We start from the raw sequence: 23578 nt of genomic DNA on the forward strand, positions 1-23578 counted from the left end.
TTCGCTAAAGTGACTATAGACAAGTGACGATATAAGTAACATTCGTCTTAGCCGTATATTCTAGTATTGCGAAAGCTTGCTATTGATATTGTTTTCACAAAACGCATAAGCATACTTGGCAAATTATTTTGGTCAATTGTTAATTTATCAACATGCCATGCCGCAGGATAAACTATTTAAGGTCATCCCATGGAGTCGATCCCAGTCATCAATAATGCTAACCCACAGCAACCTGCTCCAGCATACCAAAACGATGCCTCAAACGTATCTGCACGTCCAATACCTGTTGAAGTGCTTGTATCACCTAAGGGCGACAGTATTATTCTAAACGGTACAGAATATAATTTAAAGCTCGTTGATGCTCAACAAAGACAAGCACTGATTAACGCCAATCGTTTTTTACTAACGCAAACGACAGCAGAGCCTGCGGCCAATACGACACCTAACGCTGCCATAACAACAGCAAGCCAACCAGCTCAACTCACAGCACTTGGCACCGCATTAACACTAAAATTACCAGAAGCTATTGCTCAGCTCGCCCAGCAAAATGGCATATCATTAGAACGCTTATTCAGCTTAGCTGGGCGCCCTCAAGGTTACCCACTTCCCGATGTCACTATTACCCACAAAGAGTTCCAATTTTCAAATGGGACTGTTATTGCACAAGACGCGGGGACTCGACTGAGTGCTGGTGAATACCAAGCTAAAATTGCCTTGTCACAGGGACGTCCTATATTAGTACTCACCCCTATTGTGAGCAAACTTGAAATCCTTATCGGCGCTTCAATAAATGAAACTAATGTTCCCATAATCGATAAACAAGCGGCAAACGTGGTTATCGCAAAAGCAGAACCTGCCCAGATTTATGCTAGCTTTCTGAGGAAGCTAGAAAGCCTTATACCTCAACCAGAAATGCGCTCATCAAATGCCACCACGATAAATATAAGCCCTTCCCTTAGTGCCCAAGGCACTTCAGTGGCAGCATCATCGATGACACCAACTTTGGATGCGACCAATCTCGGCCAAGCAACAACCAAAGCTAATGCCAATAATACACAAGCTAACGCACAAACCGGGCAATCGATAACAGCCACCCGATTACCCCTTGGCAGTTTACCGCCCACTACAGAACAAAACATCACTAACACAGCGACGAATATCTCGTTGCAGAACAGCTCACTTATCGCTGCAACTATCTCTCAATCTGCACATGTTACAAATAATCTTGGGCAAACTAAGCCAGATGTTCAGCAGATTGACAGTAGCAGTGATGGCGACATTAACGTGAATGATGTACTGCAAAAAGCGTTTAATAAAGCAGGCGCATTACCCTCTGATCAACTGGTATTGCGGAGCAACAATAATCTAGCAACTGAGCTACTTAGACATTTACCGCATATCAACCCACAACCTTTAGGGCAGTTGAGTGATCCTGATTCACTTAAAGCTGAAATACTAGGATTAGCCACACTCAATTGGGCAGCACAACAGCTTAGCCACACATCATCCTTTATGAATGCTGGTGCGATTACGTCATTATTTCAACTATTACTCGGTTTTAGAGCCAAAACTACCAGTGCTTTAAGCCAAAAACTGGCGAATTATCTTGAACAATTACAAGCGAGGACTGGTTTTTCTAACAATCAGCTAAGTCAATTGAGTAAAGCTGGCGGTTTAGAGAGCATGGGACAATTAGCGACCAGTTTACATTTATATCAACAAGCAAGTGGCGAAAATAACGGTAATATCGTTTGGTTTTTTGCTCTCCCCTATAGCATCAATCAACGACACGAACAGCTTGAAGGCAAATTTGAGCAGGAGAATGACGCTGATGAGCAGCAGAAGCATAATGGTTGGCATTTACAACTAAAATTTAATCTTGCACAGGGGCCCCTATTAATATCAGCTCGTTATCACCAACAACTCTTAGAGATTCAATTTAAAGGAAATAACCAAACACTACTCAATAAGGTTGATAACTTTTTAGCTCCCTTAAGCCAAAAACTGTCACAGCTCGGTTTTACGACAAGCGAACTTTCAACCCAGATAGCACCAGTGCCAGCCACATTGCTCCCTGGTGACCATTTTCTAGTAAAAACGAAGGCATAGCGTTTATGAACATCAATGTAAGTGACAAAATGAGCATAATATGACAACAGAAGATAATAAAACCAAGCAAGCTGTAGCCTTGAGTTACGATGGAAAACATGCTCCGAAGATTGTCGCAACAGGTGAAGGACTGATCGCCGAAGAAATTATTGCTCTCGCCAAAGAATCAGGAGTTTATATTCATCAAGATGCGCATCTTAGCAATTTTCTACGCTTATTAGAGTTAGGTGAGGAGATCCCAAAAGAGTTGTATCTACTTATTGCAGAACTGATCGCCTTTGTTTATATGCTCGACGGTAAATTCCCCGAGCAATGGAATAATATGCATCAAAAAATTGTTGAAAAAGCTTAGGAGCAAGGAAAAGCAGAACTCTGCGCTAACAGTAAAAACCACCCGCTACGCTTACAGAGCACTTCGTTCATGGCTGACTCTTATCGTAAGAGCGGAACCCATTCTGTAAACTGTGAAGCAGCGTCCGTATACTACAAAGTGGCTATCGAGTAGTTGCAAAACACCCTTTGATTTTTCCGTCATCCTTACTCCTACCACGTCATCCTCGCCCCTAAGCCGTCATCCTCGCCCCTAAGCCGTCATCCTCGCCCCTAAGCCGTCATCCTCGCGCATGCGGGGATCCAGCTTTAGCTTTTAAGTCACGGAGCTCTAAAACACCAAAAGACTTCACTGATGGATTCCCGCTTTCGCGGGAATGACGAAGGATGCAGAAATGACAAAAAGTGCGGTTATGCAAAAGGGAGAGCGTCTTAGCCCCTACACTTCGCTATTTACGATGTAACCGGATCAATAATTCAGCTTCAGCTTTGGGAAGTTCACACTCTTTTATCAGTTCATCGACTCCCGCACCAAGTCCGACCATTTTCATCGCACGAGTATAAAGCTTTGCTTGAGGATCTTGTAAGGTCGTTTCTTCAATGCGCTCGGATTGCTGATGCAACCGCTTTTCTAACTCAATGACTCTGCGCCCCACACCAATAGTGCCGCTGCGTAATTCCTGCAATTCCCTTTTAAAGGCTTCACGCTGACGGTCACCTTCCTTGACAAGCACAGTTAACGCTTCAACTTTATTACGTAATTTACTCAACTGCTTTTGTAGATAGAGCACAAGCCCTAAACATGCAATCACATAGACTAACGCCGCGATCAAAAATTCATCGCCCATTAAAAATCCTTATGCATTTCTATGTATAAATCAGAATAACGGATAAAGAGGATGCATGATTCATGACTCTAATCGCTTTATTGGGAAGCATTGTTCCCCTTTTCCGTTATTGATGGCAATAGCTCATAAAGGTCGAGAGCTTGCTACTAAGCACTCAAAAACGCAACAGTTTAGAGTTGTGTGAGTTCAGCCCATTCTTCATCGGATAATAACTTATCGAGATCAACTAAGATCAACAGCTCATTATCACGGTTACTTACACCTTGAATAAACTTAGCGCTTTCTTCTGTCCCGACATTAGGTGCGTTGTCAATTTCGCTGCGGCGTAAGTAAACAACCTCTGCAACGCTATCCACTAAAATACCGATGACTTGCTTTTCAGCTTCGATAATCACAATACGGGTCGAATCATCGACTTCGGCTGATTGCAAGCCAAAACGTGACCGTGTATCGATAACAGTGACAACATTACCACGTAAGTTAATGATACCTAAAACATAATATGGAGCACCAGGCACTGGCGCTATTTCGGTATAGCGCAGCACTTCTTGCACTTGCATTACGTTGATACCATAAGTTTCGTTGTCTAACTTAAAGGTAACCCATTGTAATACTACATCATCTTTACTTGCAGCTACGGCTGCGACATTTCTTGTATCTTTCATGTTTACCTCAACCAATTGAGTCCTGACAACCTAAACCCGCATCAAGCATTTCAACTAAGGCTTGTACGTGCAAAATACCACACATTTGTTCTTTAACGACACCAGCGAGCCAAGGCCGTTTACCTGCTTTGCTGCGCCAGTTTACTTGCGATTTATTAATTTTTACAGCATTGACTAAAGACTCACAAGTTAATCCCCAGTTACTGCCTTCTAACAATACAAGATATTGATAATTTACCGATTGCGCCAGTTTATCTGTGTATTTTTCTGGCATAACCCAAGCGCAAGTATCGACAATGTTTAATTGTTCTTCCCTGTGGCTTTGCACACCTAAAAACCACGATGGACGGCCAATAATATGGTTAATCCGTTCCACTTTAACAATGCCACCTAAACTCACTAGCGGTACGGCTAATGTTAACCCAGCCACTTTAAAGAATAGTACCTGAAACTCATCATCGAGCACTTCTTGAAGATCTTTTGTGATACTCGGTGGTGTAATACCAAGCTGAGTCTCTGGCTTATTGACTAAAATAGCCTCTTCACGCCCAACAGTAAGAGGCTCTTCGGCGGCAAAAGATATAGGCTGTTCAGTATCATCAACAGGCTTACCCTCGGAAACAATCTCCGGTTGTATAAGCTCTTCAATGATTTTGGGTTCTGTTTTAACTTCCGTTTTTAATACTGGTGCCAGTAGTTTTTCAAGCGATTGCTTATCTACTTTAGGTGCGACCTCACTCAAAACCACATTGGGACTTGGTGCCTTTACTTTAGCGAATTGCACCTCAGGGGTGACGGTTATTGTCTGATGTAAACGTACTGATGCACGTTCCGCTAAAATCGCATCATCGAGTGATGTAACCTCATTCCCGATCGCCTCCCGTTGTAGAGACTTATCCCCATGTGATGGTGGCTTGGAAATACCTGTAATTGAACTGTCATTCTCATGCAGCAATAATTCAAAAAAATCAAAAACAGTTTCATCAACCGATTTTGACATGGCCAAACTCCCCGACTAATAAAAAATCTAACAATCTTTCATAGGCTTTTACGCCACGACACCCACTTGCATAATGCGAGGCGGGTAAATGTGCCAAACTGGCATCTCTAAACTTAGTATCGACGGGAATAACATCACGCCACAGGGAACCTGAATATTGTTCGCTTAATATTTGTAAGGCCGCGGGAGAAGCTTTAGTACGTTTATCATACATCGTTGGAACAACGGTATAACTGTATTGGGTTTTCTTGGAGCGCCCCATTAATTCCATTGTTTTGACCATGCGCTCCAAACCTTTAATGGCTAAGAATTCGGTTTGTACGGGAATAACGATATGCTGACTCGCAGCAAGGGCATTCACCATAAGCACCCCTAAAACTGGTGGGCAATCTACAATTGCCACATCATATTCATCGGCAACAAGTGCTAAAAGATTACGCAGAACCAGCCCCATCCCTTCTTGATGACCTAACGCTCTGTCTAACGTCGCTAGCGCCATGGTCGCAGGTAAGAGATCCAAACCATCTACCAAGGTTGGCACTATATGAGAACAAACCAACTCTTTTGTTAAGTTCTGATGAGCAAGAAATACATCAAATAGTGAACCTGGCACTTTTTCAGAGTCAATGCCTAAGTAATATCCAAGTGACGCATGGGGATCTGTATCGATCATTAGCACACGCTTACCGCGCTTAGTCAGTACTCCTGCTAAGCTCGCCACCGTTGTGGTTTTACCCACACCGCCTTTTTGATTTGCTATGGTCCATACTTTCAAGAAGTGATCCTCTCGTTATTCCGACTTACATGCATTGAATCACGATTGAAAAAGACTAATCGCCTTCCCTTGTTGTTACCCTTATCCCACCATTTGGTAGGCTAATCACTTTAACGCCATCAGCATTCTCTGACACCACTACAGGCACAACGTCAGTATTTACTTTACCCGTTGACGGTTCAGTTGATTTAGGTGGTAACGCCAAATTAATTGACGAAGGTTCTGCATTTAAGTCTACCGTAACTGCTTTTTGCTCACCCGGTGAAGCTAATTTCAACATAGCTTGAGTCTGATCAGGATGAGTCGCTAGCCATGTTGCAATCGCTTCAGCTTGCTCATCAGGTACCATAAGTAAAACTTGAGTTGATTCGAGACGTTGTACATCTTCATGCAACAATTTGATTTTATGTCGATAGTCGAGACTTAACGCGCCCAGACAAATAATGGTAATCACCATTAATACCATAATGAGCACGACATTCGTGCTCATTGGCTTTTTGACATTAGTTACATTAGCCACGAACAGACTCTTTTAAAATTGACTCAGCCATATTGTCGAGTGAAATAGATTGGCTCGCAATTCCCGCACTCGCAACGGCCTGCGGCATGCCGTAAACCACGCAACTGGCTTCATCCTGTGCCCAAATAGTCGCTCCAGCCGATTTAAGCATACGCGCTCCTTCTCGACCATCGGCTCCCATACCCGTTAAGACAACAGCAAGTACATCACCACCATAGGCTTTCGATGCTGATGCAAAAGTAATATCGACGCAGGGCTTATAATTCATCTCAGCACTCCCCGCGATGACTTTGATTCGGCCACTGGCACCACTGCGTTCGATCATCATCTGCATGCCACCCGGCGCTAAGTAAGCACAACCTGGTCGAAGTAAATCACCATTTGCAGCTTCTTTTACTTCAATCTTACATAACCCATTTAGACGATTCGCGAAAGCTGGTGTAAAGGCTGCCGGCATATGCTGAATGAGTAAAATAGGGTGAGGATAATTGGCTGGAAACTGCGTCAAAATCTTTTGCAATGCGACTGGGCCGCCAGTAGAAGTGCCAATCAGCAGTAATTTGTATTGTTTACCACTCGCACGGATAGACGAAGCAGTGGATGTCCGAACAGGCGCAGTGGCAACAGGCGTCGTGTTCCCCAGAACAGAAGTGGTACTCGTTCGAGATGTAGGAGTTGGCAACACCGAAGATCTTACTATCGGGCGAAACATTCTCCTGCGACCAAGGGCTTTCACTCTTTGCTGGAGTAAAAGAATGGCATCATCTTTATTTGTTGCAATATCTTCAAAGCGCTTAGGTAAAAAATCTAACGCACCCGCATCTAACGCATCTAACGTGGCTTTGGCACCGTCATGGGTCAAAGATGAAAACATTAATATGGGTGTTGGACACTTTGCCATGATCTCACGGACGGCAGTAATACCATCCATGACGGGCATTTCAATATCCATGGTAATCACTTGGGGATTAAGTTCAGCAGCCATCTTTACCGCTTCGGCCCCATTTGAGGCCGTCGCAATTACTTCCAGTTCAGGATCTTGATTGACTATTTCACTAACACGTCGCCTAAAAAAACTTGAGTCATCAACGACTAATACTTTAATGGCCATTCCATTCCTTAGCTTGGAAACTAACTTTTATTCTTTGCATAATGCTTTAATAGCCCTGGTACATCTAAAATCAGAGCAATACCGCCATCAGAGGTGATCGTTGCACCAGCCATACCTGGTGTGCCGTGTAACATGGCTCCAAGCGGTTTGATAACCACTTCTTCTTGGCCAATTAAAGCATCTACAACAAATCCTATCTGCATCATACCTAATTGCACGATAACAACATGGCCATGTTTCTTATCACCATGTTTAAAACTCGTTTTATTCTTATGTAACCAGTGTTCCAAATAGAACAGTGGTACAGCCTTATTACGCACTATGACGGTGAGTTGTCCATCAACAATGTTGGTTTTTGTTAGATCAAGGTGGAATATCTCATTCACACTCGATAGCGGCAGAGCAAATACTTGCTGTGCTACATCCACCATCAGGGTTGGCATAATCGCAAGCGTTAAGGGAACTTTAATTTCAAGCACCGTCCCCTTACCTTTCATTGAGTCTATGTGAACAGTACCGTTTAATTGAGCGATACGGGTCTTAACTACATCCATACCAACGCCACGACCTGAAATATCGGAAATTTCCACCTTTGTTGAAAAACCAGGCGCAAAAATCAGATTATAAGCCTCAGTGTCTGTCATACGCGCGGCGGCGTCGTCATCGAGCACCCCACGTTTAATCGCGATTTGCTTAAGTTTTTCAGGATCCATCCCTGCGCCATCATCTTCGATTTTAAGCAGAATATGGTCACCTTCTTGGCTGGCAGATAAGGTAATAGTCCCTGTTCTAGGCTTACCGCTAGCTTCACGCTCATTTGGCATTTCTATGCCATGGTCAACCGAGTTACGCACTAAGTGAACCAGAGGATCGGCGAGGGCCTCCACTAAGTTTTTATCTAAATCGGTCTCTTCACCGATCATAACCAAGTCAATTTCTTTGTTCAGTGTACGAGCTAGATCGCGAACAACACGGGGGAAACGCCCAAACACCTTTTTAATAGGTTGCATACGGGTCTTCATCACTGCGCCTTGTAAATCCGCAGTCACAAGATCTAAGTTAGCAAGCGCTTTAGACATTTCCTCGTCATCACGACTAATGCCTAAACTGACAAGACGATTTCGCACTAATACCAGCTCACCGACCATGTTCATAATTTGATCAAGGCGTGCAGTATCGACTCGAACTGTAGTTTCACCTTGAGGAACGTTGGCTGATGCCGCTGCTTTCGCGGGCGCTTTATCAGCGACAGCAATCTCAGTTTTAGCCGCAACGACAGGCGCACTCACTGTAGCGGCCACGTTAGCCGTTGACGTTATTGGCGCAGCCTTAGGCGCTACAACTGAAGGTGTTGATGATGCTGCAACAGGGATGCTTGCTGTTGCTTTTGCCGGTGCCCCACCTTTACCATGCAATTCATCAAGCAATCGCTCAAACTCATCATCGGTAATTTCATCCGAATCAACAGGTGGCACTGGCGGCGTGACAACTGCTTTAGGTTTAGCTGGCGCGTCAACTTCGACTTTAAACTGACCAGAACCATGCAACTCATCGAGTAAAGCTTCAAATTCATCGTCGGTAATATCATCAGTCGACGCAGGAGCTTTCGCTGTTGGCGCAGATTGGGGTGGCACGGCGCTCCCTACTGAACTGACAGCAGGACCTTTCCCCTCTCCGTGCAAAGCATCTAACAGTGCCTCAAATTCCGCTTCATCAATTTCATCAATACTTGAGCTTCCGCTTCTTTCCGTTGCTTCAATGGGCATTTCCTCAATAATAGCAACTTCAACAAGTTCGGGTTCTGGCTCTGGTTCAGTCATGGCAACAGGTGAAATTGGGTTTAATTCAGAGGGTAATGGCGCGCCAGAACTGAGCATTTTTAATTTTGCTAATAATACTGGATCGGCGGGGTCTTGTTGTTCACCCTGTTGAGTTTGAGCGAACATAGTATTAATGGCGTCAACAGCGTGCAGAATGATATCCATTAATTCAGCATTAACTTTTCGCTTGCCGGTACGTAACAAGTCAAAAGTATTTTCAGCTTCATGGCAAACATCAACCATGGGAGTCAAACTGAGAAAGCCGGCGCCGCCTTTAACGGTATGAAATCCCCTGAAAATGGCATTAAGCAAGTCAGTATCATCAGGATTATTTTCTAGGGCAACAAGTTGCTCCTGTAGCAGTTCTAAAATCTCACCTGCTTCGATTAAAAAGTCCTGGAGTATCTCTTCATCTACATCAAAGGCCATCAAATTGACTCCCAGTTAGAAACCTAGACTCGATAGAAGATCATCTACTTCGTCTTGACCCGTTACCACATCTTGACGAAGCTCGGCATTCATTATCGGGCCTTCTGCTTCAATATTATTTTTCTGAATAACCTGGTGCTCAATTATTGGTTGCTCACCAAATACCGTCAGCATTGATACCAAGTTACTTTCAACTTCCATTACTAAATCGATAACACGGCGGATCATTTGTCCGGTGAGATCTTGAAAATCCTGCGCCATCAATATTTGATTAAGCAAATCACGTAATCGATCAGAATCTTGCTCACTGCGCAACATTAAGTGCTGCACATCATGGCATAGGGCTTTAAACTCAGTTAATGCAATGTCTCGCCGCATTAACCTATCCCAAGATGGCATAACCTGCTGAATATTTGTCGTTAAGGCATTTGCTAATGGCAAACATTCCTCAACTGCATCCATGGTTTTATTCGCAGCTTGCTCTGTCATATCAATAACATAGTTTAATCTTTGTTTCGCATCAGGTATGTCAGTATTCGCCAACTGAACTAAACGATTATCGACCTGAAAATCCATCAATGCACTATGAAGTTGTCGAGTGAGCTTACCTACCTCGTCGAAGAGTTCCCTCTGAAGTGGAGCTGCAAGTTCTCTAAATAAATCATCAGCTTGAGACTGTTCACCTGCACTTAGTAATTCAACTAAATGCTGAGCCTGCTCTAGCGTGATGAGCCCTGATGTATGTGACTTCATAGCTCATCCCTGCCTAAGCGAGTCGTTCGAATATTTTATCTAACTTTTCTTTTAACGTAGCTGCTGTGAAAGGTTTTACGACATAGCCGTTTACCCCCGCTTGGGCCGCAGCGATAATTTGTTCACGTTTTACCTCAGCAGTAACCATTAACACTGGTAAATGCTTAAGAGAGTCGTCTGCGCGAATAGCTCTTAACAGATCAATCCCTTGCATGCCGGGCATATTCCAATCTGTAACAACGAAATCAAAATCCCCCTTTTGCAACATCGGCAGGGCGGTTGAGCCATCGTCTGCTTCTTGGGTGTTGTTAAACCCCAAGTCTCGCAACAAGTTCTTGATGATACGTCTCATTGTTGAAAAGTCGTCAACAATGAGAATCTTCATATTCTTGTCCAAGGTTTCCTCCGGTGAGCTGACATTATGTGCTCGATTAATAATTATACTTATGTCCAGTGCTTGAGCTTAGCTTTGAGTCGCAACATAGCCTGACTTAATATCTGGCTAACTCGCGATTCGCTTACTTCAAGAATGGCGCCAATCTCTTTTAAATTCAATGCTTCATCGTAGTACAGCGATAACACTAACGCATCTCTTTCTGGCAATAATTTTATTGCCTCAACTAATGCGGAATGAAACTGAGTCTCAGCGAGAGCTTCAAACGAGCCATCGTCGGACCTATCGCTCAGCGTTAGTATATCTTGCGATACACCTAAGTCTTCTATCCCTATGATTTTTCCGACAGAAACATCGTTAAGAATATGATGGTACTCATCGAGCGTCATATCAAGTTTTTCTGCAATTTCTGTGTCACGTGCATCACGGCCCAGTTCTTGCTCTAACTCATCAATGGCTTGTGCTACCCTACGATTATTACGATGAACAGAACGTGGGACCCAATCACCTCGACGAATTTCGTCCAGCATGGCACCACGGATCCGTATGCCAGCGAAGGTTTCAAATTTTGCACCTTTGCCACCATCAAACTTGGATGATGCTTCTAATAGTCCCATCATCCCAGCTTGTAGTAGATCATCTAGCTGCACAGAAGCTGGCAGTCTGGCGAGTAAATGATGTGCAATTCTTTTAACCAACGGAGCATACTGTTCAACGATAGACGATTTATTGTCTAAACAAGTATACGCTGCGGCTTTATTCACTCGTTTTTTCCTCTTGAAAATCTGGTCGTTGGACTAAACGTTCAACGAAAAACTCCAAATGCCCACCAGGTTGTTGCGGTACAGGCCAACTCATGATTTTATTGGCTAAGCCTTGGTATGCGATAGCTGCAGGTGATTTAGGATAAGCTTCAACCACTAACTTTTGCTTACGCACAGACTTACGCAAATTTTCATCAAATGGAATCGTTGCAACGAGCTCAAGTGCCACATCTAAAAATCGGTCGGTCACTTTACTGAGTTTAGCAAATAATTCCATCCCTTCGCGTAAACTACGCACCATATTGGCAACAATTTTAAAACGAAATACACCGTGTTCACGGCTGAGAATTTTAATTAACGCATAGGCGTCGGTGATTGAGGTAGGCTCGTCACATACAACGACTAGCACATCCTGCGAAGCACGTGAGAAACTGAGTACCATATCAGAAATCCCTGCAGCAGTATCGACCACAAGAATATCAAATTGTGTGCGCATCTCACTGAAAGCACGGATTAATCCAGCATGCTGAGCAGGACTTAGTTCCACCATACCTTGGGTGCCTGAAGTCGCTGGTACGATACCAATACCTTTAGGCCCACGGACAATAATATCGTCAAGTTCAGCATCACCCGATAATACATGGGAGAGGTTACGCTCGGCACGGATCCCCAACATGACATCGACATTGGCTAAGCCAAGGTCTGCGTCAAGCACTAAGACACGCTTGCCCTTTTCGGCTAATGCCACTGCGGTATTAATTGATACGCTGGTTTTACCCACGCCACCTTTACCACCTGTGACAGCGATTACTTTCACTTTTTCGTTATAGGGTTGATTCATCATACGTAAACCACTTGCTTGATCCAGGGTCATAACTCTACTCAAATGCACAGGCCATATTATCTGACCACGCTGTGTCTTGTAATGATTGTTGTTCTGTACTATCTAATGTCGCAAGCGCCTGCTGCGCTAACATTAGGGTGTCTGCGACTTTCATATCTTCTGGAACCCTTTGTCCATCAGTAACATAACTTAATGGTAGCCCACTTTGGATCAACACACTCAGCGCACCCGCGAGGGAGACTGATTCATCGAGTTTTGTGAGCACGGCACCAGATAAAGGAATGCGTTTAAAATGATTAACAGCATCTTGCAACACTCGGCGCTGTCCTGTGGCAGACAGTACCAGATAACTGCGAATAGGTATTCTGCTATTTGCAGTTAAATTATCAAGTTGCTGGTAAAGCCGCATATCTCGTTGCCCCATACCAGCGGTATCTATCAATACTAGCTTGCGATTTCTGAACTGATAAAGAATTTGTTCTAATTCATTGAGATCATGGGCTTGCTTAACTGGACAGCCCATTATTTTGCCATAGGTCGCTAATTGCTCATAGGCGCCAATGCGATAATGATCTGTGGTAATTAATGCGACTTGTTCCGGCCCATGGTGAGCAGTAAAACGCGCAGCCAATTTAGCTAATGAGGTCGTTTTACCCACACCAGTAGGGCCAACTAAAGCCACTACTCCACCCTGCCTAACTATATCATCACCTTGATTATCAAGCATATTAGCTAGACTTTGGGGTAGTGCTCGCACTAACTCAGCAGGGGTATAATGCTGACTCAACGCGGCTAATTTCGCAGCAACTGCAGGAGAAAATTCGGCTTCAAGTAACTTAGATTCCAGCATAGCGCCAACGGGATCGATACGTTTTTTATGCTCTGTCATCAAAGAAGACACTTGGTGAGTCAATAAATTACGCAGTGATGCTAATTCATCACGCATGGCTTCAATATCAGCATTTTGTTTTTGTGTGGTTTGCGGCTTTTTATCAAAAGCGGCCGGAATGTCTCGGCGCTCAGACTTCGATGCTACTGGTGCCTGTAACCCTTTTGCCCATGCGGGTAAATCGGCTTCAGGTTGCTGATGCGATAATTGCTGATTTAAACGGCTTTGTTGTTTCTCGAGCAAAGCTTGTAATGAATCTGCTGGCGCCGATGGTTTGACACTGCTCTGTGCACGCACAGGCTGCTTTCCACCAAGAGACACTAAGTCATCACTGACATCCATAAAAGTAGGTGCAGGAGGTGTCGCGGACGCCTTCGCTTTTGGCTCATCGTAGTCAACCGCGGCAACAATTTCGATACCGCCATTCACCTTTTTGTTTGACATGATAACGGCATCTGAGCCGAGAGTGTCTTTCACTTGGGCCAGAGCGGCACGCATGTCTTTGGCAAAAAATCGTTTAATCTTCACTTATGCGTCCTCTACTGGCCGACAGCAGATACAATGCGTATTTGCTTTTCATCGGGGATTTCTTGGTAAGAAATCACTCTGAGATTAGGAATGGTATGTTTAACAAACCGTGACAGCGTCGCGCGTAACATACCAGACGTTAATAATATGGCAGGCTGTCCAACCATTTCTTGCTTTTGAGCCGCATCAGCCAATGACTGCTGCATACGCTCCGCAAGACCGGGTTCAATATTTGGACCATCACCACCGGTTGCTTGCATTGACTGATGCAACATCTGTTCCAACTCTGGCGCCAAAGTAATGACGGGGATTTCGAGTTCTGGGCCAGATATTTCTTGGACTATCATACGTTTCAGCGCAATACGTACGGCGGCGGTCAACACTTCTGTATCATTGCTCTTAGTGCCGTATTCTAACAAAGTTTGTACTATTGTACGCAAGTCTCTGACAGAAACGCCTTCATTTAATAGGTTTTGCATCACTTTTACGACACTACCCAGTGGCATCACATCAGGAATAAACCCATCAACAAGCTTAGGAGAATGTTTAGCAAGCATATCCATCAGTTGTTGCACTTCTTCGTAACCTAAAAGTTTTGCGGCATTATTGGTGAGTAATTGACTAATATGGGTCGCAACGACAGTTGCAGCATCAACCACAGTGTAACCTAAGGTCTGTGCATGCTCGCGAAGTTCAGGGGCAATCCAGACCGCTTCAAGACCAAAAGCAGGATCGCGAGTTTCAATACCATCAAGCTTACCGTACACTTGCCCTGGATTAATAGCTAACTCACAATCATGGCGAATATCAGCCTCACCAACCACAACCCCCATAAGGGAAATACGATAGGCATTGGGAGATAAATCCAAGTTGTCACGAATATGCACTGCGGGTACGAGGAAACCAAGCTCCTGCGAGAGTTTCTTACGCACCCCTTTAATACGGCTCAATAATTCCCCACCCTGGCCTTTATCGACTAATGGGATTAAGCGATAACCCACTTCTAGGCCGATAGTGTCAACATGGTGTACATCATCCCAGCTCAACTCTTTAGGCTCTTTGTCTTGTCTTTCTATCGGACCCGTTTTGACTTGTTCTAAGGCTTTTAAGCGTTTATTTTCATTACGTTTAAATACAAAATACGCAGCACCAGCAGTAATAACAGCAAAGCCAAGGAACGCCATGTGAGGCATTCCTGGCACAATGCCCATGACAAAGAGAACACCCGCTGCAATCCCTAAAGATTTATGACTGTCAAACATCTGACTCATCAGCATTTGGCCCATGTCACCCGATTCATTTTGACGGGTCACCATTAATGCCGCTGCAATGGACAGCAATAGTCCTGGAATTTGCGCAACCAGACCATCACCTATGGTCAAAAGCGTATAAATTTCGACAGCTTGAGAAAAACTCAAGCCATGTTGAACAATACCAATAATAAAGCCACCGAGGATGTTGATAACTAAGATCATAATCCCCGCAATAGCATCGCCTTTCACGAACTTAGAGGCACCATCCATCGCACCATAGAAATCTGCCTCGCGAGTCACCTCAGCTCGACGTAACCTCGCCTGTTCTTGATTGAGAGTTCCAGCGTTTAGATCGGCATCAATCGCCATTTGCTTACCAGGCATAGCGTCTAGGGTAAAGCGAGCACTCACCTCTGCAATACGACCAGCACCTTTTGTCACCACGGCAAAGTTGATGATAATGAGGATGATAAATACCACTAAACCCACTGCATAGTTACCACCAATCACCACAGAGCCGAATGCCTCAATCACTTTACCTGCGGCATCCCCCCCATTATGGCCTTCAAGCAACACAACACGGGTTGACGCCACGTTAAGGGCGAGTCGCAATAAGGTGGCGACCAAAAGCACGGTTGGAAATGCGGCAAAATCTAAGGGTCTATCAGTATAAATAGCGACTAGTAATACGATTAATGCGAGGGCGATATTAAAGGAAAATAAAATATCGAGTAAGAACGGTGGAATAGGCAATACAATCATTGCTAATGCGGCAAGCACTAACATAGGCGTACCTATGCCTTTGAACGTACTAAGTCTTACCTGCTTAACTTGGCCTAAAGCCGCTTTAACATCCATTCACTATTACCTAAACTTTGACGTATAAAAGCGGAAAAGCAAAAATCGCGCCAAGAGGACACTTAAAATTTGAAGAGTGAACGAGCAAGCCATTAATATTTTAAATCATCAGGGATAGGCTGATTTAATGGGATAGGAATAGGTTTACGCCCCCGTCCCTTTTGGTATTGACGCAATTGGAAAACATAGGCTAAAACCTGAGCCACGGCAGTAAATAACCCCTCAGGTATTTGCTGATCTAATTTAGTCGTATGATAGATGGCCCTTGCCAATGGGGGAGCTGACACAATCGCAATATTGTACTCACGGGCGACTTCGCGGATCTTAAACGCCACATCATCTACGCCCTTGGCAATGACAAACGGTGCAGCAGAGCGCTTGACATCGTATTTGACCGCCACGGCATAATGCTCAGGATTGACGACAATCACGTCCGCATTGGGTACTTCGGCCATCATTCGACGCTGTGCAAGCTCTCGCTGCATTTGTCGAACGCGTCCTTTAACTTCAGGCTTACCTTCTGTGTCTTTATATTCATCTTTGACTTCTTGTTTGGTCATTTTCAGTTGTTTATTGTGATTCCAAATCTGAAATGGCACATCAATGACCACAATCAATAACACAGAAGAACAGAGTAAAATGAACATCCATATCAACAGATCTAACGCATGGTGAACATTCCCTGGTAAGTGATCACTTGATAACAATAAAATATCATTAAAATAGTAACTTAAAAGAAAGTAAGCCGAAAAAGCAACTACGGAGAACTTAGCAATTCCCTTAGTTAACTCAACGAGCGCTTGCACCCCAAACATACGCTTAAAACCAGCAAGAGGACTCATTTTACTGGCTTTGGGCATCATAGCTTGGGTTGAAAAGTTCATCCCTCCGAGGGACACATTACCAATAAAAGCCACCACCACAATCAGCAACATGATTTTAAGCATTGGCCATGCAATTTCACCCGCGACCAACCCCCAAACATTAAACATTTGGTTAGTATCATAAATTTGAGCGCGCTCCATAGTAAAAACACGTTCAAACACATGGGAGAGTGCCGTTGCGATACCAGGGCCAAGCATATAAAACCCCGTTGCTGCGGAAAGTAATACCGCGGCAGTCCCCAGTTCTTTTGAACGAGCAACTTGGCCTTTTTCACGCGCCTGTTCAAGGCGCCTCCCTGTGGGCTCCTCACTACGTTCGCCGCTGCTCTCTTCAGCCATACTGAGTTCCTATAACCTTATATCAAGCCATCGGCTTGACATTGAAGACCCAAAATATCACATAGCAAAACCTGAGCTGCAGCCCATACTTCGTCAAAATGCGCCATTACTGGCGTCAGCGTTAGCCAAAGGATTAAAAGCCCACCAATCATAGTGATAGGAAAACCAATAGAAAAAATATTCAACTGTGGTGCGGCACGGGTCATTACCCCAAAAGAGAGGTTAACCAGTAACAGCGCAATGATCGCCGAAATTGACATAGTCAAAGCCGCGCCAAACATATACGAGCCCCACTCTGCAAGTGATCTGTAGCTTGTAAGCGTTAGCCCTTGGTTAGAAATAGGAAGAGTCTCAAAACTTGCGACTAACATACGGATCATAAGAAGGTGACCATCAACAGCCAGAAAAATCAGCGTCGCAAGCAAGAGGAAAAAGTTACCAATGACAGGGGTTTGTTGTCCAGAACCAGGGTCAACCATAGAGGCAAAGCCTAAACTGGTTTGCATACCAATAATTTGCCCTGTTAATACAAAAGTCTGCATTACCATCTGGGAAACAAACCCCATCGCAACGCCAATAATAATTTGTTGCGCCGTAATAAAAACAGCACTAAGGGAAAATAAATCCGCATTCTCCACCGGAGGCAAAACAGGCGCAATTGCAAAGGTAATCGCCATGGCAAGGAGTAAACGCACTCTAGCAGGAGTCGTTGCGGCGCCAAATACCACCATCACCATCAACATGCTTGCAACGCGAAATAACGGCCACATGTAAGATGCGATGGTCTGCATTAAGGTATCGAGCAACAGCTCCATAGCCTTAACCTATCACTTGGGGAATACGGTTAACCATCTCAATGAAAAAATCCATTAAGGTTTGAACTAACCAATGCCCCATAAACATCAGTCCAAACAATGTGACCAATAATCGAGGAAGAAAACTTAAGGTTTGCTCATTAATTGAAGTGGCAGCTTGAAACACTGCGACAACAAGCCCTATACCCAACCCAGGCAAGACAATGGCCGACACCATCATCACAATAACGGCTAAGGCTTCTCGAAATATATCAATCAGTGCTTCTGGAGTCATAACAATTCCTAGTACGACTAACCAAAACTATTGGCTAAGGTGCCTAACACAAGCCCCCAACCATCAACGAGCACAAATAACATAATCTTAAATGGCAATGAGACTATCATCGGCGATAGCATCATCATCCCCATCGCCATCAAAATACTCGCCACTACTAAATCTAATACCAAAAAAGGCACGAATAACATAAAGCCAATTTGAAAGGCCGTTTTGAGTTCACTGGTAATAAAAGCAGGCACAAGTACGCTCATCGGCGCCTCTTCTGGCGAGTTAATATTTTGATAGCCAGAAATATCAATAAAGGTTTTTAAATCTGTCGTACGAACTTGGCCTAGCATAAAAGCTCGTAATGGTTCTTTCCCCTTATCAAAAGCTTGCTGTAGCGTCAGTTGTTCATCGATATAGGGTTTAACACCTTGATCATAAATTTTGTCAAACACGGGCGCCATAATAAAAAAAGTCATAAAGAGACTCATGCCAATAAGCACTTGGTTAGAAGGCGTCTGCTGCAATCCAATCGCTTGGCGTAAAATAGAAAGTACCACAATAATCCGTGTAAACGAGGTCAGCATAATCACCATGGCTGGCAAAAAACTCAGTGACGTCATCAGCAGTAGAATCTGCATTGTCACTGAATACTCTGTCGAACCATCGGCAGCCGTTTTTACGGTGACCGCAGGCAACACACCATCTGCCGCCCCGACCGATACACTAAAAAATAAAATGGCAAGCCCGATTAATGGGAAACTGTACTTTGTCATTGTTTTAATTTCGCCTGACGTAAGCGATTCGCAAAGGAATCAGATTCCACTTGGATGGGCTCGGCTAATTTATCAATCAAATTCACTTGTTGTGCACTCACCCCAAGTAAATATTGCTGCTCTCCAACTTGAACAAGCACTAGCCGTTCTTTTTGTCCAAGTGAAGTCACCGCGAGGGTCTTAAGCACATTATGATTTGTTTGAACTAAATTAAATCGCCTTAACAAATAGGCTAAGGCGAAGATAAGCAATAATACGAGGATCAAGCCACCAAGCATACTTGCCGCAGTGGCAAGTTGAGATGGTTCTGACATTTTGGCAGTTGATGCGACTACCGCAGTAGAAGTGTCGGTAACTAATCCCACGGCATTAGCCTGCGTAACAGGCATTAAACTGAATATTACCGATGTACTCATCTCATATACCAACTCATGTGCATCTATTATTTAAGCTTTTTAATTCGCTCAGTTTGACTGATAACATCAGTTAAACGAATACCAAACTTGTCATTTACTACAACCACTTCGCCATGGGCAATAAGTGTCCCATTGACCATCACGTCTAACGGCTCTCCAGCCACACGGTCAAGCTCAACGACAGAACCTTGGTTTAGCTGTAGTAAATTGCGGATACTAATAAAACTGCGGCCCACTTCCATTGAAATGGTCACCGGAATATCCAAAATCGTATCTAATTTAGCAGCATCTGCTTTACTAATAGGCTGAGAGTCATCAACGAGCTCATCCAGCGCAACAGCATTTGCCTCCTCTAAAGCCTGCTCCGCCATCGCGGCAGCCCAATCATCGCCCGTATCTTCTGTGCTCATCTTGCTTCACCTTATAATTCAGATATATCTCTAGCTTTGCCTTTGCGCGTCACTAATTGGAGTTCAGTTTTTACTGTTTCTGGACGGGGTATTTTTTCATATATTTTGAGCGCTAAATTATCGCGAGAACGCCCCATTTTACAGCGGTAAGTCGGTAGGTCTTCGATTTTCATCATGATATATTCAGGCAATTCAACTGGAATAATATCACCGGCTTTAAAGTTCATTACATCTTTGAGCGTTAACTCATGCTCAACAACGCATGCATCGAATCCCACTTTTACATCCATGATTTCATCATGTAATGCCTGTGACCAGCGCATATCCGTATCTTGCTTATCACTTTGCACCCCTGCATCCAACAACTCTCGAATAGGTTCGATCATGGAGTACGGCATAGTAATGTGAAAATCCCCGCCGCCGCCGTCCACCTCAATATGGAAGGAGTTTATCACCACCACTTCGGTTGGACTGACAATATTCGCCATGGCAGGGTTAACTTCAGAGTCAAGATAGTCGAATTCGACATCCATGACTGGAGCCCAAGCATCTTTATAATCTTCAAAGATAATTTTTAAAAGAAGCTGTACAATCCGCCGCTCAGTAGGGGTAAACTCACGCCCTTCAATCTTGGCATGGAACCGGCCATCACCGCCAAAAAAGTTATCCACAAGGATAAACACTAAGCGAGCTTCCATGGTGATAAGTGCAGTCCCTTTGAGTGGACTAAAACGTACCATGTTTAGACTGGTTGGGACGAATAAGGTATGTACGTACTCACCAAACTTGAGCATCTGTACGCCATTGATCGACACTTCAGCCGCACGGCGCATCATATTGAACATGCTAATACGTAGATGACGCGCAAATCGCTCGTTAACAATTTCGAGTGTGGGCATGCGCCCACGTACAATACGATCTTGGGATGAAAAGTCGTAGGATCGCGCATCTTGGCTAGCAGCATCAAGATCATCATCGTCATCGACGTCATCAACCCCATGCAGTAGCGCATCAATTTCGTCTTGGCTTAATAAATCACTCACTATATTGCCTTAGCCTCTTTAGGGTACTGAAATTACGGGTTATTGCATCACAAAACCGGTGAATAGCACTTTTTCGACCACTTTACGTCCCGTTACGGATTGCAGTGTATTTTGAACACTAAGAAGTGCTAATTGACGAGCTTCATCCTTACCTGCTTGAGTGCTTAACTTTTGCACATCTGAACTGCTAAAAGTTGTCAGGAGAGCATCTTCAATGAGCGGAATATGTTTTTGTATCAGGACCTCATCATCGGAACCTCGGACCATCAGCTGTACTTTAATTTCGACTAAACGAGCCCGATCTGGCCCGGGTAAATTAAAGAGAAAAGGACGAGGCATGGGCACATAAGAGGCGACCAGTTTATCATTTGAAGGTGTTTCAACCACAGCCTCTACAGCTTCAGAGGATGACTCATCTGAACTGCCGAGAAAAAACCATAATGCACCACCAATCAATAGTGCAACGAGTACACCGATACCAATAAAAATAAAAAGTTTTTTCTTACTTTTAGGCGTATCAGTATTTTCAAGTTCTAACGATTCTTCGTTGGCCATTCACTGTGCTCTTCAATTTAGACTTAAGTCTTTACATTTTATGCATCATATCAAAATGTAACAATGCTATTTAATCCTATAGGTTACCTGCTTAAGCGTAATAATCTATACCAGAATGCAGACTAGTAGTTTGATTTAAACCTAAATCCAGTTCTTCTGCTGAGAATTCATCCAAATTTGTGCTCCCAGAACCGTTACTTTCGCCAAAACCACCATCGCGACCTTGTTCTTGCTCACCTTGTGATACATGACTATCTGCGAGTTGCATTCCTTGCTCTTGCAATAATTCACGTAATCGAGGGATAGCTTGCTCAACCATGTCACGGGTTTGAGATTGAGTCACATGAAACTGTACTTGGGTTTGATCGCCGTGCACTTGGATTTTGACCGTCATATGGCCAAGCTCAGGTGGATCAAGACGAATTTCAGCGTGTTGGATACCATTACTCACCATCGTAATGAGCTGTTGTTTCATCACCGGAGAAAATCGTTGGATCATCTCCTGCATCTGATTTGGCGTTTCAACGCCTTGACGCAGTGAAAGTTGAATTTGCGGGATATCTTGACGATTCACTTGCGGTTGAGTAGGTGATGTTGTCACTGAAACGGGTTTAAACTCAGAGGCGACTTCGTCATCAAGATTAAATGCCGTCGGTGAACTTGATTCTAATGTAACAGCTAACTTGGCATCTTTAAGTTGTACGTTTGTCGCAAGCCGTTCTGATCCATCTAGCTCAATGTTTTTCGGAGTTGCCACATCCTCCGCAGTCCCTAATGTATTTAAGGCTGCAGTGGTTGCACTAACAAAAGATTCCTTCTTTGTACCATCAATACTGTTTGTATCTTTTAGACCCGTTGTAAAAGCATTTTGTTGGGCAATAGACGACTTATCTGCAGAAAAAGACCTGATACTATCATTTTCTCCCATAATAGGTTGAGCATCTACTATCCCTTGTTTCTGTTGTTTAGCGGCTTCTTGGCTAACCAATTCGACCGTGCTTTCTTCAACCAATACGCTCTGCTCTGGCAGTTCCCCATTGTTTTGTGACGCAATAGCTCCATCTAGCATGGCTGGCGTTGATAGGGGTAAAGCCAAATTAATGTCGGGTAAGTTAGTGGCATCAGCCTCAGCAATCAAAGCTACACCCGATTCATCCGTATCTGACGAATCAACTAATAACTCGGCTAATTTATCTAACTCAGAGGAAAAACAACTCTCAGCTTCAACGGCAGAAGTACCAATATCCAGATCCATTTCCTGCAGTAGCGGCAATTTGTCGCCCTCTGCGGCCGTTTTTTTCATTTCGTTTGCCATGCTAATCTGGGCAAAAATCAAACTCACATCATCCTCTTCATCTTGGGATATATCATTGGAGGATGCTGATTTAGTCAGTTCAATCGCGCGTTCTTGAGACGTTGAAGGCTTTTGGGTAGATGAGGAAACACTGTTAACAGAGGCTAAAGCTGCAGAAAAATCTTCACTACGCGTTTCTGGAGTCGATGCTTTACCTGCGCTTGCATTATTATTTGCCGCTTTTGGTAATAATATATTCGTCATTTGTTGCATATCGGCTCCCAAACCACCCCAGTTAAACTCAACAGTAACGGAGTAAAACGTCAATTTATGCTGTAAAAGCAATGTTGTGTATGAAATTAAGCAAATAAAATGCCAACATGAAAGTTATGTGATAGTTAACAAGATTTACGAAAGCGCGTATCGGCGCAAATACAGACTATTTATGTCGGCGGTAAAACTGTTGAGATGCAAACTCATCGGTCATTTTCTGCTCTCTTTTCAATTCTAATGCATCGCGTTTTTTCGCTTTATTAGCGAGAAGCAGTTCAACTGCCTTGCGCTTCTTTTGTTTTTCTAGCCAATGGTGCTGACGATACTCTTTTTGCTTTTCGCCATCAGCCACCACCCGGTTTTGTTGGGCTATGGCATCATCAATCTGACGAATAAAACGATGAAATTGGTGATAATGACTTGCGCTAATCGCTTGACCTTGCTGAGACTGCATTTGCTTCATGTAATCTAAACGATAGTTGTTTAAGGCATTGAGCTGATGTTGGCGTTTTTGACATTCTAATTGGGCCGATTTCAGTAAGAGCGAGGCTTGCTCTTCAGCATCAAGCGCTAAATTAAGTACCAGTAATAAGGGATCTGCATTCGCCATCATGGCCTCGG

General features: G+C 43.9%; 25 protein-coding genes. 2 read left to right on the forward strand and 23 right to left on the reverse strand.

The window, feature by feature from the left end:
* Positions 1 to 189: 189 nt before the first annotated feature.
* Both JEZ96_RS12815 and JEZ96_RS12820 read left to right on the forward strand, forming a co-directional pair.
* Complete coding sequence (locus JEZ96_RS12815) at positions 190 to 2109, forward strand: hypothetical protein (protein ID WP_061783063.1); 1920 nt, start codon at positions 190 to 192, stop codon at positions 2107 to 2109.
* A 40-nt stretch (positions 2110 to 2149) separates the two neighbouring features.
* The gene (locus tag JEZ96_RS12820) at positions 2150 to 2461 is read left to right on the forward strand and encodes an EscU/YscU/HrcU family type III secretion system export apparatus switch protein (protein ID WP_011919594.1); all 312 of its coding nucleotides are present in this window, start codon (positions 2150 to 2152) and stop codon (positions 2459 to 2461) included.
* A gap of 427 nt (positions 2462 to 2888) precedes the next feature.
* Here the strand turns inward: JEZ96_RS12820 and JEZ96_RS12825 are convergent, their stop codons facing one another.
* From JEZ96_RS12825 to fliJ, 23 genes are all read right to left on the reverse strand, one after another.
* A complete protein-coding gene (locus JEZ96_RS12825; protein ID WP_011788797.1) occupies positions 2889 to 3287 on the reverse strand; it encodes a DUF2802 domain-containing protein in 399 nt (132 codons plus the stop codon).
* A 170-nt stretch (positions 3288 to 3457) separates the two neighbouring features.
* A complete protein-coding gene (locus tag JEZ96_RS12830) occupies positions 3458 to 3952 on the reverse strand; it encodes a chemotaxis protein CheW (protein ID WP_011788796.1) in 495 nt (164 codons plus the stop codon).
* 7 nt (positions 3953 to 3959) lie between these two features.
* Positions 3960 to 4952 carry a chemotaxis protein CheW gene (locus JEZ96_RS12835; protein ID WP_011788795.1) on the reverse strand — a complete coding sequence of 331 codons (993 nt, stop codon included), beginning with the start codon at positions 4950 to 4952 and terminating at the stop codon, positions 3960 to 3962.
* Positions 4936 to 5727, reverse strand: coding sequence for a ParA family protein (locus JEZ96_RS12840; protein WP_011788794.1), 792 nt, complete (start codon positions 5725 to 5727; stop codon positions 4936 to 4938). Before JEZ96_RS12840 ends, JEZ96_RS12835 begins: the two co-directional genes overlap by 17 nt.
* A 55-nt stretch (positions 5728 to 5782) precedes the next feature.
* Positions 5783 to 6217, reverse strand: coding sequence for a hypothetical protein (locus JEZ96_RS12845; RefSeq protein ID WP_025008416.1), 435 nt, complete (start codon positions 6215 to 6217; stop codon positions 5783 to 5785).
* 22 nt (positions 6218 to 6239) lie between these two features.
* A complete protein-coding gene (locus tag JEZ96_RS12850; RefSeq protein WP_025008415.1) occupies positions 6240 to 7358 on the reverse strand; it encodes a protein-glutamate methylesterase/protein-glutamine glutaminase in 1119 nt (372 codons plus the stop codon).
* 20 nt (positions 7359 to 7378) lie between these two features.
* Positions 7379 to 9607, reverse strand: a complete 2229-nt coding sequence (locus JEZ96_RS12855; RefSeq protein WP_061783061.1) for a chemotaxis protein CheA — start codon at positions 9605 to 9607, stop codon at positions 7379 to 7381.
* 15 nt (positions 9608 to 9622) lie between these two features.
* A complete protein-coding gene (locus JEZ96_RS12860) occupies positions 9623 to 10360 on the reverse strand; it encodes a protein phosphatase CheZ (RefSeq protein ID WP_011788790.1) in 738 nt (245 codons plus the stop codon).
* Between the two features lie 13 nt (positions 10361 to 10373).
* Entirely contained in the window at positions 10374 to 10757 is a 384-nt protein-coding gene (gene cheY / locus JEZ96_RS12865; RefSeq protein ID WP_128090283.1) for a chemotaxis response regulator CheY, read from the reverse strand.
* 47 nt (positions 10758 to 10804) lie between these two features.
* Positions 10805 to 11518 (reverse strand): RNA polymerase sigma factor FliA, encoded by a 714-nt coding sequence (locus JEZ96_RS12870; protein WP_011919600.1) that lies wholly within the window; start codon positions 11516 to 11518, stop codon positions 10805 to 10807.
* A complete protein-coding gene (locus JEZ96_RS12875) occupies positions 11511 to 12392 on the reverse strand; it encodes a MinD/ParA family protein (RefSeq protein WP_011919601.1) in 882 nt (293 codons plus the stop codon). The genes JEZ96_RS12870 and JEZ96_RS12875 overlap by 8 nt, the downstream gene beginning before the upstream one ends.
* 4 nt (positions 12393 to 12396) lie before the next feature.
* Positions 12397 to 13779: a flagellar biosynthesis protein FlhF gene (flhF, locus tag JEZ96_RS12880; RefSeq protein ID WP_025008413.1), complete on the reverse strand. Its 1383-nt coding sequence runs from the start codon at positions 13777 to 13779 to the stop codon at positions 12397 to 12399.
* An 11-nt stretch (positions 13780 to 13790) separates the two neighbouring features.
* Complete coding sequence (gene flhA / locus JEZ96_RS12885; protein WP_011788786.1) at positions 13791 to 15890, reverse strand: flagellar biosynthesis protein FlhA; 2100 nt, start codon at positions 15888 to 15890, stop codon at positions 13791 to 13793.
* A 92-nt stretch (positions 15891 to 15982) separates the two neighbouring features.
* A complete protein-coding gene (gene flhB, locus JEZ96_RS12890; protein WP_025008412.1) occupies positions 15983 to 17113 on the reverse strand; it encodes a flagellar biosynthesis protein FlhB in 1131 nt (376 codons plus the stop codon).
* Between the two features lie 17 nt (positions 17114 to 17130).
* A complete protein-coding gene (gene fliR, locus JEZ96_RS12895; RefSeq protein ID WP_011788784.1) occupies positions 17131 to 17928 on the reverse strand; it encodes a flagellar biosynthetic protein FliR in 798 nt (265 codons plus the stop codon).
* Between the two features lie 4 nt (positions 17929 to 17932).
* Complete coding sequence (gene fliQ / locus JEZ96_RS12900) at positions 17933 to 18202, reverse strand: flagellar biosynthesis protein FliQ (protein WP_011788783.1); 270 nt, start codon at positions 18200 to 18202, stop codon at positions 17933 to 17935.
* A 17-nt stretch (positions 18203 to 18219) separates the two neighbouring features.
* Positions 18220 to 18966, reverse strand: coding sequence for a flagellar type III secretion system pore protein FliP (gene fliP, locus JEZ96_RS12905; protein ID WP_011788782.1), 747 nt, complete (start codon positions 18964 to 18966; stop codon positions 18220 to 18222).
* Positions 18963 to 19382: a flagellar biosynthetic protein FliO gene (gene fliO, locus JEZ96_RS12910; protein ID WP_011788781.1), complete on the reverse strand. Its 420-nt coding sequence runs from the start codon at positions 19380 to 19382 to the stop codon at positions 18963 to 18965. Before fliO ends, fliP begins: the two co-directional genes overlap by 4 nt.
* A gap of 26 nt (positions 19383 to 19408) precedes the next feature.
* Complete coding sequence (gene fliN / locus JEZ96_RS12915) at positions 19409 to 19792, reverse strand: flagellar motor switch protein FliN (protein ID WP_011788780.1); 384 nt, start codon at positions 19790 to 19792, stop codon at positions 19409 to 19411.
* Positions 19793 to 19803: 11 nt separating this feature from the next.
* Positions 19804 to 20835, reverse strand: coding sequence for a flagellar motor switch protein FliM (gene fliM, locus JEZ96_RS12920; protein WP_011788779.1), 1032 nt, complete (start codon positions 20833 to 20835; stop codon positions 19804 to 19806).
* Between the two features lie 39 nt (positions 20836 to 20874).
* A complete protein-coding gene (gene fliL, locus JEZ96_RS12925) occupies positions 20875 to 21390 on the reverse strand; it encodes a flagellar basal body-associated protein FliL (protein WP_011788778.1) in 516 nt (171 codons plus the stop codon).
* A gap of 91 nt (positions 21391 to 21481) precedes the next feature.
* On the reverse strand, positions 21482 to 22957 hold the full coding sequence (locus JEZ96_RS12930; RefSeq protein WP_025008410.1) for a flagellar hook-length control protein FliK: 1476 nt from the start codon (positions 22955 to 22957) through the stop codon (positions 21482 to 21484).
* A 166-nt stretch (positions 22958 to 23123) separates the two neighbouring features.
* Positions 23124 to 23567 (reverse strand): flagellar export protein FliJ, encoded by a 444-nt coding sequence (gene fliJ, locus JEZ96_RS12935; RefSeq protein ID WP_011919605.1) that lies wholly within the window; start codon positions 23565 to 23567, stop codon positions 23124 to 23126.
* Between the last annotated feature and the right edge of the window lie 11 nt (positions 23568 to 23578).

The sequence above is a fragment of the Shewanella putrefaciens genome, assembly GCF_016406325.1.
Lineage (GTDB): Bacteria > Pseudomonadota > Gammaproteobacteria > Enterobacterales > Shewanellaceae > Shewanella > Shewanella putrefaciens.

What these genes read in the sequence shown, in the direction of transcription:
- JEZ96_RS12815 (WP_061783063.1), top strand. Translation starts at nt 190, where the DNA reads ATGGAGTCGATCCCAGTCATCAATAATGCTAACCCACAGCAACCTGCT.
- JEZ96_RS12820 (WP_011919594.1), top strand. Translation starts at nt 2,150, where the DNA reads ATGACAACAGAAGATAATAAAACCAAGCAAGCTGTAGCCTTGAGTTAC.
- JEZ96_RS12825 (WP_011788797.1), bottom strand. Translation starts at nt 3,287, where the DNA reads ATGGGCGATGAATTTTTGATCGCGGCGTTAGTCTATGTGATTGCATGT.
- JEZ96_RS12830 (WP_011788796.1), bottom strand. Translation starts at nt 3,952, where the DNA reads ATGAAAGATACAAGAAATGTCGCAGCCGTAGCTGCAAGTAAAGATGAT.
- JEZ96_RS12835 (WP_011788795.1), bottom strand. Translation starts at nt 4,952, where the DNA reads ATGTCAAAATCGGTTGATGAAACTGTTTTTGATTTTTTTGAATTATTG.
- JEZ96_RS12845 (WP_025008416.1), bottom strand. Translation starts at nt 6,217, where the DNA reads ATGAGCACGAATGTCGTGCTCATTATGGTATTAATGGTGATTACCATT.
- JEZ96_RS12850 (WP_025008415.1), bottom strand. Translation starts at nt 7,358, where the DNA reads ATGGCCATTAAAGTATTAGTCGTTGATGACTCAAGTTTTTTTAGGCGA.
- JEZ96_RS12855 (WP_061783061.1), bottom strand. Translation starts at nt 9,607, where the DNA reads ATGGCCTTTGATGTAGATGAAGAGATACTCCAGGACTTTTTAATCGAA.
- JEZ96_RS12860 (WP_011788790.1), bottom strand. Translation starts at nt 10,360, where the DNA reads ATGAAGTCACATACATCAGGGCTCATCACGCTAGAGCAGGCTCAGCAT.
- JEZ96_RS12875 (WP_011919601.1), bottom strand. Translation starts at nt 12,392, where the DNA reads ATGACCCTGGATCAAGCAAGTGGTTTACGTATGATGAATCAACCCTAT.
- flhA (WP_011788786.1), bottom strand. Translation starts at nt 15,890, where the DNA reads ATGGATGTTAAAGCGGCTTTAGGCCAAGTTAAGCAGGTAAGACTTAGT.
- flhB (WP_025008412.1), bottom strand. Translation starts at nt 17,113, where the DNA reads ATGGCTGAAGAGAGCAGCGGCGAACGTAGTGAGGAGCCCACAGGGAGG.
- fliR (WP_011788784.1), bottom strand. Translation starts at nt 17,928, where the DNA reads ATGGAGCTGTTGCTCGATACCTTAATGCAGACCATCGCATCTTACATG.
- fliQ (WP_011788783.1), bottom strand. Translation starts at nt 18,202, where the DNA reads ATGACTCCAGAAGCACTGATTGATATATTTCGAGAAGCCTTAGCCGTT.
- fliP (WP_011788782.1), bottom strand. Translation starts at nt 18,966, where the DNA reads ATGACAAAGTACAGTTTCCCATTAATCGGGCTTGCCATTTTATTTTTT.
- fliO (WP_011788781.1), bottom strand. Translation starts at nt 19,382, where the DNA reads ATGAGTACATCGGTAATATTCAGTTTAATGCCTGTTACGCAGGCTAAT.
- fliN (WP_011788780.1), bottom strand. Translation starts at nt 19,792, where the DNA reads ATGAGCACAGAAGATACGGGCGATGATTGGGCTGCCGCGATGGCGGAG.
- fliL (WP_011788778.1), bottom strand. Translation starts at nt 21,390, where the DNA reads ATGGCCAACGAAGAATCGTTAGAACTTGAAAATACTGATACGCCTAAA.
- JEZ96_RS12930 (WP_025008410.1), bottom strand. Translation starts at nt 22,957, where the DNA reads ATGCAACAAATGACGAATATATTATTACCAAAAGCGGCAAATAATAAT.
- fliJ (WP_011919605.1), bottom strand. Translation starts at nt 23,567, where the DNA reads ATGGCGAATGCAGATCCCTTATTACTGGTACTTAATTTAGCGCTTGAT.